Annotated in this window: 20 protein-coding genes; 10 read left to right on the top strand and 10 right to left on the bottom strand. The window is 59.2% G+C overall.

The annotated features are described in order from the left end of the window. Window positions 1–56: 56 nt before the first annotated feature. From PMI32_RS18675 to PMI32_RS18690, 4 genes are all read left to right on the top strand, one after another. Window positions 57–374 carry a DUF2388 domain-containing protein gene (locus PMI32_RS18675; RefSeq protein ID WP_008027756.1) on the top strand — a complete coding sequence of 106 codons (318 nt, stop codon included), beginning with the start codon at window positions 57–59 and terminating at the stop codon, window positions 372–374. Window positions 375–484: 110 nt separating this feature from the next. Further along, window positions 485–793 carry a DUF2388 domain-containing protein gene (locus PMI32_RS18680; protein WP_032828687.1) on the top strand — a complete coding sequence of 103 codons (309 nt, stop codon included), beginning with the start codon at window positions 485–487 and terminating at the stop codon, window positions 791–793. 27 nt (window positions 794–820) lie between these two features. Further along, a complete protein-coding gene (locus PMI32_RS18685; protein WP_008027752.1) occupies window positions 821–1,141 on the top strand; it encodes a DUF2388 domain-containing protein in 321 nt (106 codons plus the stop codon). Next, window positions 1,138–3,099 carry a DUF7844 domain-containing protein gene (locus tag PMI32_RS18690; protein WP_032828686.1) on the top strand — a complete coding sequence of 654 codons (1,962 nt, stop codon included), beginning with the start codon at window positions 1,138–1,140 and terminating at the stop codon, window positions 3,097–3,099. The genes PMI32_RS18685 and PMI32_RS18690 overlap by 4 nt, the downstream gene beginning before the upstream one ends. 125 nt (window positions 3,100–3,224) lie before the next feature. Here the strand turns inward: PMI32_RS18690 and PMI32_RS18695 are convergent, their stop codons facing one another. The 3 genes from PMI32_RS18695 to trpB all read right to left on the bottom strand — a co-directional run bounded on the left by PMI32_RS18695 (window position 3,225) and on the right by trpB (window position 5,837). After that, window positions 3,225–3,668 carry an anti-virulence regulator CigR family protein gene (locus tag PMI32_RS18695; RefSeq protein WP_008027748.1) on the bottom strand — a complete coding sequence of 148 codons (444 nt, stop codon included), beginning with the start codon at window positions 3,666–3,668 and terminating at the stop codon, window positions 3,225–3,227. Window positions 3,669–3,789: 121 nt separating this feature from the next. Next, on the bottom strand, window positions 3,790–4,602 hold the full coding sequence (gene trpA / locus PMI32_RS18700) for a tryptophan synthase subunit alpha (protein ID WP_008027744.1): 813 nt from the start codon (window positions 4,600–4,602) through the stop codon (window positions 3,790–3,792). Beyond that, window positions 4,602–5,837 (bottom strand): tryptophan synthase subunit beta, encoded by a 1,236-nt coding sequence (trpB, locus tag PMI32_RS18705; protein ID WP_008027742.1) that lies wholly within the window; start codon window positions 5,835–5,837, stop codon window positions 4,602–4,604. The genes trpA and trpB overlap by 1 nt, the downstream gene beginning before the upstream one ends. Before the next feature lie 126 nt (window positions 5,838–5,963). On the opposite strand from trpB, the gene PMI32_RS18710 reads away from it, so the two are divergent. Then, complete coding sequence (locus PMI32_RS18710; protein ID WP_008027740.1) at window positions 5,964–6,857, top strand: LysR family transcriptional regulator; 894 nt, start codon at window positions 5,964–5,966, stop codon at window positions 6,855–6,857. On the opposite strand, the gene PMI32_RS18715 is transcribed toward PMI32_RS18710, so the two are convergent. Then, on the bottom strand, window positions 6,854–7,180 hold the full coding sequence (locus PMI32_RS18715) for an ElaB/YgaM/YqjD family protein (protein ID WP_008027738.1): 327 nt from the start codon (window positions 7,178–7,180) through the stop codon (window positions 6,854–6,856). The two genes, PMI32_RS18710 and PMI32_RS18715, sit on opposite strands and share 4 nt — an antisense overlap. Before the next feature lie 158 nt (window positions 7,181–7,338). On the opposite strand from PMI32_RS18715, the gene PMI32_RS18720 reads away from it, so the two are divergent. Then, the gene (locus PMI32_RS18720; protein ID WP_008027736.1) at window positions 7,339–7,554 is read left to right on the top strand and encodes a dodecin; all 216 of its coding nucleotides are present in this window, start codon (window positions 7,339–7,341) and stop codon (window positions 7,552–7,554) included. Between the two features lie 122 nt (window positions 7,555–7,676). Beyond that, on the top strand, window positions 7,677–7,901 hold the full coding sequence (locus PMI32_RS18725; protein WP_008027735.1) for a DUF1161 domain-containing protein: 225 nt from the start codon (window positions 7,677–7,679) through the stop codon (window positions 7,899–7,901). Window positions 7,902–8,022: 121 nt separating this feature from the next. On the opposite strand, the gene PMI32_RS18730 is transcribed toward PMI32_RS18725, so the two are convergent. Further along, the gene (locus PMI32_RS18730; protein WP_008027732.1) at window positions 8,023–9,024 is read right to left on the bottom strand and encodes an LLM class flavin-dependent oxidoreductase; all 1,002 of its coding nucleotides are present in this window, start codon (window positions 9,022–9,024) and stop codon (window positions 8,023–8,025) included. Between the two features lie 243 nt (window positions 9,025–9,267). Here PMI32_RS18730 and PMI32_RS18735 point away from each other — a divergent pair, with 243 nt between their 5' ends. Further along, on the top strand, window positions 9,268–9,696 hold the full coding sequence (locus PMI32_RS18735) for an OsmC family protein (RefSeq protein WP_008027730.1): 429 nt from the start codon (window positions 9,268–9,270) through the stop codon (window positions 9,694–9,696). Window positions 9,697–9,846: 150 nt separating this feature from the next. Continuing rightward, entirely contained in the window at window positions 9,847–10,086 is a 240-nt protein-coding gene (locus PMI32_RS18740) for a DUF1161 domain-containing protein (RefSeq protein WP_008027728.1), read from the top strand. 6 nt (window positions 10,087–10,092) lie between these two features. On the opposite strand, the gene PMI32_RS18745 is transcribed toward PMI32_RS18740, so the two are convergent. After that, window positions 10,093–10,515, bottom strand: coding sequence for a PA0061/PA0062 family lipoprotein (locus PMI32_RS18745; protein WP_008027726.1), 423 nt, complete (start codon window positions 10,513–10,515; stop codon window positions 10,093–10,095). A 40-nt stretch (window positions 10,516–10,555) separates the two neighbouring features. Next, window positions 10,556–10,978, bottom strand: a complete 423-nt coding sequence (locus PMI32_RS18750; RefSeq protein WP_008027723.1) for a PA0061/PA0062 family lipoprotein — start codon at window positions 10,976–10,978, stop codon at window positions 10,556–10,558. 60 nt (window positions 10,979–11,038) lie between these two features. Here PMI32_RS18750 and PMI32_RS18755 point away from each other — a divergent pair, with 60 nt between their 5' ends. Beyond that, complete coding sequence (locus PMI32_RS18755) at window positions 11,039–12,130, top strand: aminopeptidase (RefSeq protein WP_008027721.1); 1,092 nt, start codon at window positions 11,039–11,041, stop codon at window positions 12,128–12,130. Window positions 12,131–12,218: 88 nt separating this feature from the next. Here PMI32_RS18755 and PMI32_RS18760 read toward each other — a convergent pair whose 3' ends face one another. From PMI32_RS18760 to PMI32_RS18770, 3 genes are all read right to left on the bottom strand, one after another. Continuing rightward, a complete protein-coding gene (locus PMI32_RS18760; protein ID WP_008027719.1) occupies window positions 12,219–12,677 on the bottom strand; it encodes an REP-associated tyrosine transposase in 459 nt (152 codons plus the stop codon). Window positions 12,678–12,850: 173 nt separating this feature from the next. Continuing rightward, on the bottom strand, window positions 12,851–13,501 hold the full coding sequence (locus PMI32_RS18765) for an HAD family hydrolase (RefSeq protein ID WP_008027717.1): 651 nt from the start codon (window positions 13,499–13,501) through the stop codon (window positions 12,851–12,853). Window positions 13,502–13,528: 27 nt separating this feature from the next. Beyond that, window positions 13,529–14,074, bottom strand: a complete 546-nt coding sequence (locus PMI32_RS18770; protein ID WP_008027715.1) for a gamma carbonic anhydrase family protein — start codon at window positions 14,072–14,074, stop codon at window positions 13,529–13,531. Between the last annotated feature and the right edge of the window lie 6 nt (window positions 14,075–14,080).

Raw genomic sequence — 14,080 nt, 5'->3', positions numbered from 1 at the left:
CTGACTCAACAGACACCGCGCCACCTCTCAATCGGTTTACCAAAAGGAGTTACACCATGTCCCGTCTTCGTCTGCTCAGCGCTGCAGCCCTGCTTGCCGTGGCTGCCAATTCCCATGCCACCAGCTTCGTCGTGACCACCGATGCCGTCGTCGGTGCACTCAAGGCTACGTCCGATGCCACTTCCGATGTCACCTCGTCCTTTCGCGATGACAAGATCGTGCGCGCGGCCCGTGACGACGCCGCCAGCTTCGTCGCCAGCGAAGGCGCCATTCGTGGCGTGAAACTGGAAAGCGCACTCGACCACATTCGCCACCAGGCCCCTCAACTGAACGCGACTGACGCACAACTGGCTCAGGCCATCCTGACGATCTAACCAGGCATCATCCATATCCGGGACACGCCCGACGTGTCCCGATGTTTCGGCGCTGGCTCTAAACCGGGCGTTGCGCTAGCCTTGGGACTCGCTTTCAACTGTCGAGTCTCATGCGTTTTCTTACCTGTCTGTTGATCACTCCGGTTCTAATGGCGGCCAGTTGGGCAGGCCAGGCCCACGCCTTCGACCTGACGACGCAAGGCGTCGTAGCTACTGGCTACGCCACAAGCATGGTGACCTCCGCCCCCTTCGACCGTAAGCTTCTGCTCGCCGCCAGGGATGACGCCGCTTCATTTATAGCCAGTGACGGCCAACTGCGAGGCGCACAACTGGAGTCGGCCCTGATTTACCTGCGCCAGACCCAGCCAAAACTTCATGCAAGCGACCTTGAACTGGCACACGCTATTCTCGTCCAATAGTTATCCTCGTTCCTCCGGAGTCGTTCCATGCGTAGCCCGCTGATTGTCGCCACCCTTGGCCTGCTGCTGTTGGCCGATGTAACCCAGGCGCACACCCTGGTTGCCACCAGCAACATCCTCATCAATGCCACTCGCCGGACCCTTGATTTCACTTCCGATACCACGACGTCCATCCGTGACGCGAAAATCGTTCGAGAAGCTCATGACGATGCCGCCAGTTTCGTCGCCAGTGACGGCGATATCCGAGGCGCGCACCTGGAAGCAGCGCTCAACCTATTGCGCACCCGCGTGCCGGAAGCTCGGGACGCCAGTGATCAGGTCATCGCCGAAGCCATCCTCGCACTGTGAGGTCGCTAAATGCCTGGCTTCTGATGGGGGCCATGTTGCTGCTCGGCAACACGGCTCAGGCCGGACTGCAATTACAGCTCAAGACCGAAGGCCTGAGTCCCGCGCAACAGCAGGCCAGCCAGGCGCTGCTTGATGAAGCCATGCAGGCGTTGCCGCCGCGGTTCATCGAGCAGCTCGACCGACGCATCGACGTTGGCTGGACCGATGACATGCCGAGCAATGCCTACGGCCAGGCGTCGCTGGTGTCCGAACTCGACCTGAACCGCAACCTGCTCGCCAGCCTCACCGACGGCAGCGCCGCAACCAAGAAAACTTATCGCCCCCACGGCACCGTGCGCAGGGAAATGCTGGCCACGGTGCTGCACGAACTCACCCACATCTATGACCGCTCGCGTTTTTGGCCAGCCGCCGAACGCACGCTGATCCAGCGCTGCACCCGGCGCACCAACAGTTCCGGCCTGATCGGTATCCCGGATGAATGCCGTGGCCAGTCCGACCGACGCTTCACCCTCAGCGATGACCCGCGCCTGCTCGACCTCGCAGGCTGGCCGCAATACGTGGGCCGTCGCGGCGAGCGCGAACAGTACAACCGCCAGATCGCCCGCAGCCCGGACATCTACGAGACCAGCAGTCCCAAAGAGTTCGTCGCGGTGAACATGGAGTACTTCCTCCTCGACCCGAGCTACGTCTGTCGCCGCCCTGCGCTCTACCGCTACTACAAAGAACATTTCGGCTGGGCTCCCGCCACCAAAGACACCTGCGGCAAATCGTTCGCCTTCCTCAATGCCGGTAACGACTTCGCCAAACAGCCTTTGGGCCAGGTCGATCCGGAACGGGTGTATGCCGTGGATTATCTGTTGGCCGAAGCCAACCAGAACTGGGTCAGCCGCTGGGGCCACAGCATGTTGCGCCTGGTGATCTGTGCTCCCGGCCGGCCACGAGGGCCGGATTGCCGGCTGGATCTGGATCAACACCTGGTGTTGTCCTACCGCGCCTTCGTCGGTGATGTACAGCTGTCGAGCTGGGATGGATTGGTCGGCAAATACCCGTCGCGCCTGTTCGTCCTGCCGCTGGCCCAGGTCATCGATGAGTACACCAAGACCGAATTGCGCAGCCTCGCCTCGGTGCCGCTGAACCTGTCGCGCAACGAGATCGAAGACGTGGTGGAACACGCCGCCGAGATGCACTGGAGCTACGACGGCAATTACTTCTTCCTGTCCAACAACTGCGCGGTAGAAGGCCTGAAGTTGCTGCGCAGCGGCACCAACAACGCAAAGCTGGTCGGGCTGGACAACATCATGCCCAACGGCTTGCTGGAAGTGCTCAAGGGTCGCGGCCTGGCGGATACCAGCGTGCTGGACGATCCTCGCGAAGCGCTGCGTCTGGGCTATCGCTTCGACTCTTTCCGCGATCGCTATCAAGCGATGTTCGAGGTGCTGAAAAAGCACCTGCCGATCAAACAGGACAAGGTCGAAGACTGGCTGGCCTTAAAGGCTGAAGAGCGTCGTAAATGGATTGATCAGGCTGACCTGCGCACCAGCGCGGCTTTGCTGCTACTGGAACAGGCCGCTTTCCGACAACAACTGGTGCTGGCCCAGGACGAAGTGAAGCAACGCTATCTCGGTGCCCGGGAATTGAAGAGCGGCGGTATGGACAAGGCCAATGCGACGTTGAAGCAGATTCTCGCCAACAGCGGCTTCCTCAGTCGTCCGGCGGAGCTGCTCGGTACCGGCGGTTATGGCTTGCCGCAACCCAGCGAGTGGCAACGCCTGGAGTCGGAAAGCAGCCTGAGGCAAAAGCAGCTCCAGGCGCTGACCGGCGACCTGGACAAGGAAGTGAGAACGCTACTCGACCCGAGTCGTGCGGCGGAGATGGCTGCCAACGAAGCCAACCTGAAGCAGGTTGGCGAGCATTTGCGTAAATTGCACAAAGCAGCGGGCGGATTGGAATTGCCGTAGTGATTGCAGCCCACTGTAGGAGCGAGCCTGCTCGCGATGGACTTGAAAGCGCCGGGTTCCGTCGGGAAACACGCGTTATCGTTAACGACCATCGCGAGCAGGCTCGCTCCTACAGTTTCATCACGTCAGAGCACCCCTTCCAGAATTTCATAGACGATCCCGGTACCCACGGCGATCAGCACAATGTCGCCACCCGCGCGGCGCCATTCGTAACCCTGGTAATACGGCAGCCGGCTCAGCGCGCGGTTGTCCAGGCGCTCACCGTAATAACCGTGCGGCAACGGCCGACCACGCTCCAGATGAATGCCTGGAGGTGGCGGCGCCCCCCGTACGAAGTAGCCATGATTGTCATGAATCGTCTGGCGCACCGGACCAAAGTCCCGTGGCGGAGGGCCGCCGCGATGGTTGTCCTGCGGGCCGCGATGGTCATCGCCACGGTTATCGTAATGGCCCTGTTGCTGACCGCCGCGGTCGTGATCGTCGCGCTGATCGGCGCTGGCGTGCAGCAACGGGGTGGCACTGAGCATCAGCACGCCCAGGCTGGCAATCAGACGTTTCGGCATTTTCATCGGGTCTTTCCTCACGGCACACACAGCAAAAAGGGCTTCAGAACGTAGTCCTGAAGCCCTCGGTCTTGCTGTTTAGTCTGTACCGCGAGGCTCTAATTCCTCTGTATCAGGAACTTTACCTTCAGCTGACGCGGGCCTGACGCACGCCATCGGCCAGCGCCGCGCAAAGGCTCAGTACACCATCGACCGCCTGATCCGGCGTCGAGGCGTTGGCGATGTGATCGATCAACGCCGAACCCACCACCACACCGTCGGCCAGACGCGCAATGGACGCTGCTTGCTCCGGTGTACGAATACCGAAACCGATGCTGATCGGCAGATCAGTGTGGCGGCGCAGACGGGCCACCGCTTCTTCAACGTGCTCCAGCGTCGCCGCGCCGGCACCGGTCACACCGGCCACAGACACGTAGTAAACGAAACCGGAGCTGCCGTTCAAGACCGTCGGCAAACGCACATCATCGGTCGTCGGGGTGGTCAGACGAATGAAGTCCAGACCGGCAGCCTGGGCCGGGTCGCACAGTTCACCATTGTGCTCGGGCGGCAGGTCGACAACGATCAGGCCATCCACGCCGGCCTCTTTGGCATCGGCGATGAAACGCGGTACGCCGTACATGTGGATCGGGTTGAAGTAACCCATCAGTACCAGCGGCGTATCGCTGTTGCCTTCGCGGAACTCGCGAACCATTTGCAGGGTTTTCGCCAGGTTCTGTTTGGCGCCCAAGGCGCGGATGTTGGCCAGCTGGATCGCCGGGCCATCAGCCATTGGGTCGGTGAAAGGCATGCCCAACTCGATCACGTCGGCGCCAGCACCAGGCAAACCTTTGAGGATCGCCAGGGAAGTGTCATAGCTCGGGTCGCCGGCGGTGACGAAGGTCACCAGGGCGGCGCGGTTTTGTTCCTTGAGTTCGGCAAAACGCGTTTGCAGGCGGCTCATCAGTGTTTCTCCTGCTGGGACTGCACTTGTTGAGAGTTTTCCATGTGGTGCATCACGGTCTGCATGTCTTTGTCCCCGCGACCGGACAGGTTGACCACCATCAGGTGATCTTTCGGCAGGGTCGGTGCGCGTTTGAACACTTCGGCCAAGGCATGGGCGCTTTCCAATGCAGGAATAATCCCTTCCAGGCGGCAGCATTTATGGAACGCGTCGAGGGCTTCGTCGTCGGTCACCGAGGTGTACTGAACGCGACCGATGTCATGCAACCAGGCGTGTTCCGGGCCGATGCCTGGGTAGTCGAGGCCGGCGGAGATCGAGTGGGCGTCGATGATCTGGCCGTCGTCATCCTGCAGCAGGAAAGTGCGGTTGCCGTGCAATACGCCCGGTACGCCGCCATTCAGGCTGGCCGCGTGCTTGCCGGTCTCGATGCCGTAACCGGCCGCTTCGACACCAATGATTTCGACGCTCTTGTCGTCAAGGAACGGGTGGAACAGGCCCATGGCGTTGGAGCCACCGCCGATGCATGCGACCAGGCTGTCGGGCAGACGACCTTCCTGGGCTTGCAGTTGGTCACGGGTTTCCTTGCCGATGACGGCCTGGAAGTCGCGAACCATTGCAGGGTAAGGGTGCGGACCGGCCACGGTGCCGATCAGGTAGAAAGTGCTGTCGACGTTGGTCACCCAGTCACGCAGCGCTTCGTTCATCGCGTCTTTCAGGGTGCCGGTGCCGGCCACGACCGGGATCACCTCGGCGCCCAGCAGTTTCATGCGGAACACGTTGGCTTGCTGACGCTCGATGTCGGTGGTGCCCATGTAGATCACGCAGTCGAGGCCAAAACGCGCCGCCACGGTAGCCGTCGCAACGCCGTGCATGCCGGCGCCGGTCTCGGCGATGATGCGTTTCTTGCCCATGCGCCGCGCCAGCAGGATCTGGCCGATGCAGTTGTTGATCTTGTGCGCGCCGGTGTGGTTCAGCTCTTCACGCTTGAGATAAATCTTCGCGCCGCCGCAGAACTCGGTCAGGCGTTCAGCGAAATAGAGTGGGCTTGGACGTCCGACATAGTCGCGCTGGAAGTAGGCCAATTCTTCTTTGAATGCCGGATCTTCCTTGGCCGCTTCGTACTCGCGGGCCAGATCGAGGATCAACGGCATCAGGGTTTCGGCGACGTAGCGGCCGCCGAACGAGCCAAACAGGCCGTTGGCGTCGGGGCCGTTGCGCAGATTAGTCTGGGTCATGGGTCGCTCCGGTTGAATGGGTGAGATGAAGCTTTTGAAAAGAGAGTGGGCTTAACTCTACCCCTGACGCCTCAGGCTGAAAACCGATAAGATCGCCGCAACCTGTCAGGAAAACTCACAGATCCCATGAGCCACGACCTTCCCCCGCTGAACGCGCTTCGCGCCTTCGAAGCCACTGCCCGCCTGAACAGCGTCAGCCAGGCCGCCGAACAGCTGCACGTCACCCATGGTGCAGTCAGCCGGCAATTGAAAGTACTCGAAGAGCATCTCGGGGTGAGTCTGTTCATCAAGGAGGGTCGCGGCCTTAAACTCACAGATGCCGGCGTGCGTTTGCGCGATGCCAGCGCTGAAGCCTTTGAGCGCTTGCGCACGGTCTGCGCCGAGCTGACCCAAAGCACCGCCGACGCGCCGTTCGTGCTCGGCTGTTCGGGCAGTCTGCTGGCGCGCTGGTTTATTCCGCGTTTGGGTCGGTTGAATGCTGATCTACCGGACCTGCGCCTGCACTTGTCCGCCGGAGAAGGCGATCTCGATCCCCGTCGTCCGGGGCTGGACGCTTTGCTGGTGTTCGCCGAACCGCCATGGCCTGCGGACATGCAGGTTTACGAATTGGCCAGCGAACGCATCGGCCCGGTCATGAGCCCACGCTTCGCCGATTACGAACTGCTTCAACAGGCGCCAGCAAGCGCGCTGTTGAAGCAGCCGTTGCTGCACACCACTTCCCGTCCGCAGGCCTGGCCAAGCTGGGCGCAGCAAAGCGGCCTCGACGCCAAAGCGTTGAAGTACGGGCAGGGCTTCGAGCATTTGTATTATTTGCTGGAGGCGGCAGTGGCTGGTCTCGGTGTCGCGATTGCCCCTGAACCTTTAGTCGCCGAGGACTTGAAGGCAGGGCGCCTGGTTGCGCCGTGGGGTTTCAGCGAAACCCCGGCGCAACTGGCGTTGTGGCTACCCAAGCGCGCCGCGGACGGACGCGCTCGGCAACTGGCGCAGTGGCTCAAAAACGAACTGCGCCAAACAGATTAGTCACCGCGTTTGCACAGCAAGTAAGCCGCAAGCAGACCCAGTGCGCCCACTGCGACACCGGCTGTAGTCCAAGGGTGTTCCTGGGCGTAGTCCCGAGTGGCGATCCCGGTTTCACGGGTTTTGACTTTGACTTCTTCGTACGCATCGCTGAGCAAATGACGCGAATGCTTGAGGGCGCTCTCGGCGTTGGCTTTCAACGCCTTGAGGGTTTTACGCGACTCGTCCGAGGCGTCGTCCTTCAGGTTCTCCAAAGACTTCAACAGACTCTCGATCTCGGCTTCCATGCTTTGCAATGAGGCTTTACGTAAAGAGGTATTGGCCATGGTGGCTCTCCTGCATTGATGATGAGTGGCGTGTGTTGGTTGGGACTTCAGAGGTTCAAGAAAGTGCAGTAAATCTGAACTTCTGCCTCTTGAAGGCCGGCAGAAGTAATACGAAAAATCACTGCTAGGCTGTATTTCACACCCTGAGGAGAACGCCCATGACTGACCATCACACTTACAAGAAAGTCGAACTTGTCGGCTCATCCACCAGCAGCATTGAAGACGCCATCAACAACGCGCTGGCCGAAGCCAGTAAAAGTCTCAAGTACATGGAATGGTTCGAAGTGACCGAAACCCGCGGGCACATCAAGGACGGCAAGGCAGCGCACTTCCAGGTGACGCTCAAGGTCGGGTTCCGGATTGCCAGCAGCTGAGTTTGAGCTAGTCTTCTGAACTTGCGCGCTGGCCGAGTGCCATAGGGAATGGCAAAGCGCTACATGAGTGCATCCGGCTGATGGCTGGATGCTCCCTTTGATCCGACCAGGGAATGCGACCGATGAAGAAGTTTATGTTGGCGGTAGGTTTGTTGAGCCTTGCGGGCGCGGCGTTTGCTGACGGCAAGCCATGCGAAGAGCTGAAAGCCGAAATCGCAGCGAAGCTGGATGCCAGAGGTGTGTCGAACTACTCACTGGAAATTGTAGATAAAGGCGCTGCTGCTGGCGGAAAAGTCGTCGGCACCTGTGAGAAAGGCACCAAGGAAATCGTCTACAAACGCGGATGATCCCCCTTCAATTCACTGTAGGAGCGAGCTTGCTCGCGATGGACCATAACGATAGCGCGTGTTTTCTGAATAAACCCGGGCGCTCTCTCGTCCATCGCGAGCAAGCTCGCTCCTACAGGTCTCAGCCCTTCATGACTTGCGCCAGCAACTCATAGGAATGCACGCGATCGGCATGTTCATACAGGTCGCAGGTAAAAATCAGCTCGTCTGCCTGGGTCTGCTCGATCAATACGTCCAGTTTGGCGCGGATCTTCTGTGGGCTGCCCACCATCGCCAGTCCCAGGAAATCATGCACCGCGTCTTTCTCATGGGGCAGCCACAGGCCATCCATGGTTTTCACCGGTGGACGCTGGACCAGGCTTTGACCACGCATCAACGCGAGGATGCGCTGGTAAACCGATGTCGCCAGATACTCGGCCTGCTCGTCGGTGTCAGCCGCTACCAGCGGAACGCCAAGCATCACGTAGGGCTTGTCCAGTACCGCTGAAGGCTTGAAGTGATTGCGATAGACGCGAATCGCCTCATGCATGAAGCGCGGTGCGAAATGGGAAGCGAACGCGTAGGGCAAACCGCGCTCACCTGCCAGTTGTGCACTGAACAGGCTCGACCCCAACAACCAGACCGGAACGTTGGTGCCGGTGCCCGGCATGGCGATGATTCGCTGGTCTGGCGTGCGTGGACCGAGGTAGCGCACCAGCTCCGCCACATCTTCAGGGAAATCGTCGGCACTGCCGGAACGCTCGCGACGCAAGGCGCGTGCAGTCATCTGATCGGAACCGGGGGCGCGGCCCAGGCCCAGGTCGATCCGGCCCGGATACAGGCTTTCGAGGGTGCCGAACTGCTCGGCGATCACCAATGGCGCGTGGTTGGGCAGCATCACGCCACCCGAGCCGACCCGAATGGTCGACGTGCCGCCGGCCAGATAGCCCAGCAACACCGAAGTCGCGGAGCTGGCGATGCCGTCCATGTTGTGGTGCTCGGCCACCCAGAAGCGGTTGTAGCCAAATTTTTCGACGTGCTGCGCCAGGTCCAGGGAATTGCGCAGCGACTGGGCCGCGCTGCCGTTCTCGCGCACGGGCACCAGATCAAGGGTCGAGAACTTGATATCGGACAGTCGTTTCATAAACCTGCTTCTCCAGTTGAGGTCGCAGGTTTTTTCTTGCAAACGAAAACCTGCCGAATCCATAAGCGTGCTTCATGCAATGAGGGCATATACCCGAGTTTCAATAGCCGAGACAAAAAAACCTACGAAAACGGTAGGACTAATGAATTCAGGTGAACTTTGCATCGCCGTCTATCCTCAGAACCCTGGCAACCGAAAACCACGAAGGCGCGACGCTTCGCGCCGGATCTTGAGGAGGCAGACATGGCTATTACCAAGAAAGCATCGGCGCATTGGGAAGGTGACCTGAAAACCGGCATCGGCTCGATTTCCACCGAAACCGGTGTTCTCAGAGAAGCGCCCTACGGCTTCAAGGCACGTTTCGAAGGTGGTAAAGGCACCAATCCGGAAGAGCTGATCGGCGCGGCCCACGCCGGTTGTTTCTCCATGGCTTTTTCGATGATTCTCGGCGACGCCGGTCTCAAGGCTGACAGCATCGATACGAATGCCGAGGTCACGCTAGACCAGGTCGACGGAGGGTTTTCGATCACTGCGGTGAAGTTGATCCTGAAGGCGAAAATCCCTGGGGCGACCCAGGCGCAGTTCGAGGAACTGAGCAATAAAGCCAAAGAAGGCTGCCCGGTGTCCAAAGTGCTGAATGCGAAAATCAGCCTGGATGCGACGCTGCTCTAGACCCGTCTTATCGGGCAAAAAAAATCGCAGCCTTCGACAGGCTGCGATTTTTTTGCGCTGAAACAAAACCCGGCTGGCGTCCCTGTGGTCGAATAAATGACAGCAGTGAAAACGCATCAACCTGCGTGCTGCTTCAAAGGAGCTTCAACCATGAAACGTTTTGCCCTGGCGATTATCTGCAGTTTACTGGCCACTTCGGCACTCGCTGCGCCCAAGGATTGCGAAGAACTCAAGAATGAGATCGAAGTGAAGATTCAGGCGAATGCCGTGCCCTCCTACACGCTGGAAATCGTGTCGAAGGAAGAGGCCGCCCAGCATGACGCCGCGATGGTCGTCGGCACTTGCGACAACGGCACCAAAGCCATCATTTACCAGAAGAACGACAGTTGATCCGCCTCACATGAGGCAATAGGACTCTCGGTCTTCAGCGACGATTTCCCGCTTGGCGTTGTACAAACGAGCGCCGGGAGTGAACGCTATCGAACGGCCTTCCAGCACATAACGCTGGCCTGCTTCGAAATGATCGTAGTTGATGGTCAGGTAGCACAACCGTTCCGTGGGACCGCTCATCACACCAAAGCCCCCGCCACCGGGCACTTCAAAGTCGAATCGAACGACCAGCTCATGGCTGCCGGGCGTCACCTGGAAGAAACGCCCGTCGCGCAGTCGCTGCTTGTCCAGTCGTTCCGCCATCAGCAACTTATCGTTCGGGAATGGCGTAGAAAACTCGACCCAGGCCATCTGAGGATTGACCGCCGGTAACGGGCTCTGGCAACCGGCAAAGGCGCTTGCCGCGAGCAATAGCAATAACCTGCGCATGATGAATGTCCCGAGGATTGGACATTCAGCATAACGCCGATCAGGTCCGTTGACAGCCTGCCGGAGTGCCTTGGCCTATCACTTTTCGTTGTTGGTCATAGAGCTTGGCCCACGGCCGAAAACCGATATTCCCTGCTTGCAGCTGATATTTCTCACCCGCGTTGAAATTGTTGAATTTCACATTCAGTTGGCAATCGCGCCATAGCGGCTCGGCGTCCGGCCCGATGTTGCTCGGATCGACCGGGAACAGATAACGCACCGTCAACTCATGACTGCCGGGCTGGACCTCGAAGTAGCGCTTGTCGGTGGAGGCCTTGTCATCGACTTCCAGCGCTTGCAGTGCGGTGTCTTCCTGCGGTGTATCGAGATCGATCCACGCTTGAGACGGATCATGGTGGGGTAATCCGAATCCTGCACAGCCTGTCAGCAACAACAGGCCTCCCGTCAGCATCATCTTGCGCATAGCGGAGCTCCAGTCAGGCGGGATAGTCTTGCGGGAAGACTCTCCAGGGATGATTTTATTTTGATCAGGCCGCTTCCAAGCCTTGGGTTACTTGATCGCGTTTTGCGTGTTTTGTTTCCGGGTGTGTTGTTTTTGTTGCTCAACGGTTGCGCCAGCGTCAGCTATTACAGCCAATTGGCCAGTGGCCAGCTGCAATTGCTGCGGGCTCGGGAGCCGGTTTCCGACGTGATTGCCGACCCCACCCGCGATCAAAAGCTGCGTGCGCATCTGGCCCAGTCGCAAAAGGCCCGGGCGTTTGCCAGCCAGCAGCTGCATCTGCCGGATAACCAGAGCTACCGTTTGTACGCCGACATTGGCCGACCATTCGTAGTCTGGAACGTGTTCGCCACGCCGGAATTTTCCCTTACACCGCAAAACCACTGCTTTCCCGTCGCCGGTTGCGTCGCCTACCGCGGCTATTACAACCAGAGCGCGGCCCGTGGTGAGGCGGCGTTGCTGCGATTGCAAGGTATGGACGTATCGATCGGCGGCGTCGAGGCCTATTCGACGCTCGGCTGGTTCAACGATCCGATTATCAGTTCGATGATGGGTTGGGGCGATGAACGGTTGGCAACGTTGATCTTCCATGAACTGGCCCATCAGCGCTTTTATGTGAAGGACGACACGGAGTTCAACGAGTCTTTCGCCACGTTCGTTGAACAGGAAGGCACTCGGCAGTGGCGTGCCCATCGCGGGTTGGCGCCGGACAACGGCGCCCAGGCGCAGCGACGGGATCAGTTCATTCAGCTGGTTCTGGATACGCGCTCACGACTGGAAAAACTCTACGCCCTGCCGCTGCCAACCGAACAGATGAGGCAACGCAAAGCCGCTGAGTTCGAGCGGCTACGAGCCGAATACCGGCAGATACGCGACAGCCAATGGGCTGGAGATAAACGCTATGACGCGTGGGTCAACGCGCCGATGAACAATGCGCGGTTGTTGCCGTTTGGTTTGTACGACCAGTGGGTGCCGGCGTTTGCGGCGTTGTTCAGGCAAACGGGTGGGGATTGGGTGAAGTTTTATGCGGCGGTGGAGAAGCTTGGTGCTTTGGAGGTTACTGAGCGCAAGGCGGCATTAAAGGCGTTTGCGGAATCGAAAATTTCCGGTGACTGAACGGCCCCCTTCGCGGGCAAGCCTCGCTCCTACGGATGTTCATCAGTCCTGTAGGAGCGAGGCTTGCCCGCGAAGAGGCCCTTAAAGGTCACAACCAGATTGCATCCCACAGCGGATAATTCCCTACCTTCTCAACCAAACCCGCACGCAACGGGTTAGCGACGATGTAGCGAGCAACCGCCTGCAAGTCCTCTTCCTTTCGAATGGCGCGATCATGATAGCCGTGCTGCCAAACCGGACCTTGGCGGCCAACTGAACGATTAAGCGTCACTGCAATGCGTGATTTGGTCCGAGCCATCAACTTGGGTAGCTGAGTATTTTTTAGCTCGATCAACCAATGGAAATGATCGGGCATGACGACCCAGGCTAGCGACGTCGCAAACTCTTCTCGCTCTGCCGTTCGAAAAGCATCGACCACCAAACGCCCATTGTAGAAGTCGCGGAACAACGGTTCTCGATTCAAAAGCACCGCTGTCAGTAGGTAAATCTGCCCGGACTCCGAATATCGTCCTGTGCGCAATCGGTGAGCGTGTTTTAACTCCGGCAATGATGATCCTCCTTGATCGTGGCCTGCCTCTTCAGGCTAGAACGACAAGCAGGATTTTGAGTAAGAACAGTTGATCAGGATGTGTATCGGAGGACGCCTTCGCGGGCAAGCCTCGCTCCTACGGGACATACATCGATCCGTAGGAGCGAGGCTTGCCCGCGAAGGCGTACTTGCTAGCGCTGCAAAAACGCCTGATGCATCTCATCCAGCGTTTCAAAATGATAGGTCGGCGCTTCCGCGCTCAGTTCCTCACGGCTGCCAAACCCATAGCCCACCGCCGCCGCATCCAGCCCATTGCTGCGTGCGCCGATCAGGTCGTGTTTGCGGTCGCCGATCATCAAGGTGTTGGCCGGGTCCAGGTTTTCTTCCGCCATCAGGTGGGCGATCAACTCGACTTTGTTGGTCCGCGTACCATCCAGCTCACTGCCGTAAATCACCTTGAAGTGTTTGGCGAAGTCGAAGTGCCGGGCGATTTCCCGGGCGAAGATCCACGGCTTGGAGGTCGCGATGTACAGCTGACGCCCTTGCCCGACGAGGGTTTCGAGCAGCGGCGTGACGCCATCGAACACGCGGTTTTCGTACAGGCCGGTGACCTTGAAGCGCTCGCGATAGAAATTCACCGCTTCCCACGCCTTGGGCTCGTCGAAGTCGTAGAACTGCATGAACGCCTGCAACAACGGCGGGCCGATGAAGTGTTCAAGCTTGGTCAGGTCGGGTTCTTCGATACCGAGTTTGCTCAGGGCGAACTGGATCGAACGGGTGATGCCCTCGCGCGGGTCGGTCAGTGTGCCATCGAGGTCGAACAAAACGGTTTGGTAATGCATGTTGAATCCTGAATAAGAGCGCCGGGGTCAGAGCTGATCGTAGCCTTCGGCCAGATGCAGGTCCTTGAGCTTCACGTAATTCGCCGCGCTGTAGGTGAAAAAGGCTTTTTCCTTGTCCGTCAGCGGGCGGATTTGTTTCACCGGACTCCCCACATACAGAAAACCACTGTCCAGGCGCTTGCCCGGTGGCACCAGGCTACCGGCGCCGATGATCACATCATCCGCGACCACCGCACCGTCCATGACGATGCTGCCCATGCCGATCAATACGCGGTTGCCCACGCTGCACCCATGAAGCATGACTTTGTGCGCGATGGTCACGTCGTCGCCGATCAGCAACGGAAAGCCATCGGGGTTGAACGGCCCGGCGTGGGTGATGTGCAGCACACAGCCGTCCTGCACGCTGGTGCGCGCACCGATGCGGATGCGGTGCATGTCGCCGCGGATCACCGTCAGCGGCCAAACGGAGCTGTCATCGCCGATTTCGACGTCGCCGATCACCACCGCCGAACTGTCGACAAAAGCGCCTTTGCCCAGCAGCGGCGTGTGGTTCTGATACTTGCGAAGGGTCACGATAGG

Source organism: Pseudomonas sp. GM60, assembly GCF_000282415.1.
Classification (GTDB): domain Bacteria; phylum Pseudomonadota; class Gammaproteobacteria; order Pseudomonadales; family Pseudomonadaceae; genus Aquipseudomonas; species Aquipseudomonas migulae.
The sequence above is the reverse complement of the archived record's forward strand: the minus strand, read 5'-3'. Positions and strand labels throughout refer to the sequence as shown.

Bases quoted from the DNA above. Each gene is read 5' to 3' on its own strand.
- PMI32_RS18685 (WP_008027752.1), top strand. From the start codon at position 821: ATGCGTAGCCCGCTGATTGTCGCCACCCTTGGCCTGCTGCTGTTGGCC.
- PMI32_RS18745 (WP_008027726.1), bottom strand. From the start codon at position 10,515: ATGCGCAGGTTATTGCTATTGCTCGCGGCAAGCGCCTTTGCCGGTTGC.
- PMI32_RS18720 (WP_008027736.1), top strand. From the start codon at position 7,339: ATGACTGACCATCACACTTACAAGAAAGTCGAACTTGTCGGCTCATCC.
- PMI32_RS18765 (WP_008027717.1), bottom strand. From the start codon at position 13,501: ATGCATTACCAAACCGTTTTGTTCGACCTCGATGGCACACTGACCGAC.
- PMI32_RS18725 (WP_008027735.1), top strand. From the start codon at position 7,677: ATGAAGAAGTTTATGTTGGCGGTAGGTTTGTTGAGCCTTGCGGGCGCG.
- trpA (WP_008027744.1), bottom strand. From the start codon at position 4,602: ATGAGCCGCCTGCAAACGCGTTTTGCCGAACTCAAGGAACAAAACCGC.
- PMI32_RS18750 (WP_008027723.1), bottom strand. From the start codon at position 10,978: ATGCGCAAGATGATGCTGACGGGAGGCCTGTTGTTGCTGACAGGCTGT.
- PMI32_RS18715 (WP_008027738.1), bottom strand. From the start codon at position 7,180: ATGGCCAATACCTCTTTACGTAAAGCCTCATTGCAAAGCATGGAAGCC.
- PMI32_RS18740 (WP_008027728.1), top strand. From the start codon at position 9,847: ATGAAACGTTTTGCCCTGGCGATTATCTGCAGTTTACTGGCCACTTCG.
- trpB (WP_008027742.1), bottom strand. From the start codon at position 5,837: ATGACCCAGACTAATCTGCGCAACGGCCCCGACGCCAACGGCCTGTTT.
- PMI32_RS18680 (WP_032828687.1), top strand. From the start codon at position 485: ATGCGTTTTCTTACCTGTCTGTTGATCACTCCGGTTCTAATGGCGGCC.
- PMI32_RS18730 (WP_008027732.1), bottom strand. From the start codon at position 9,024: ATGAAACGACTGTCCGATATCAAGTTCTCGACCCTTGATCTGGTGCCC.
- PMI32_RS18675 (WP_008027756.1), top strand. From the start codon at position 57: ATGTCCCGTCTTCGTCTGCTCAGCGCTGCAGCCCTGCTTGCCGTGGCT.
- PMI32_RS18710 (WP_008027740.1), top strand. From the start codon at position 5,964: ATGAGCCACGACCTTCCCCCGCTGAACGCGCTTCGCGCCTTCGAAGCC.
- PMI32_RS18695 (WP_008027748.1), bottom strand. From the start codon at position 3,668: ATGAAAATGCCGAAACGTCTGATTGCCAGCCTGGGCGTGCTGATGCTC.
- PMI32_RS18735 (WP_008027730.1), top strand. From the start codon at position 9,268: ATGGCTATTACCAAGAAAGCATCGGCGCATTGGGAAGGTGACCTGAAA.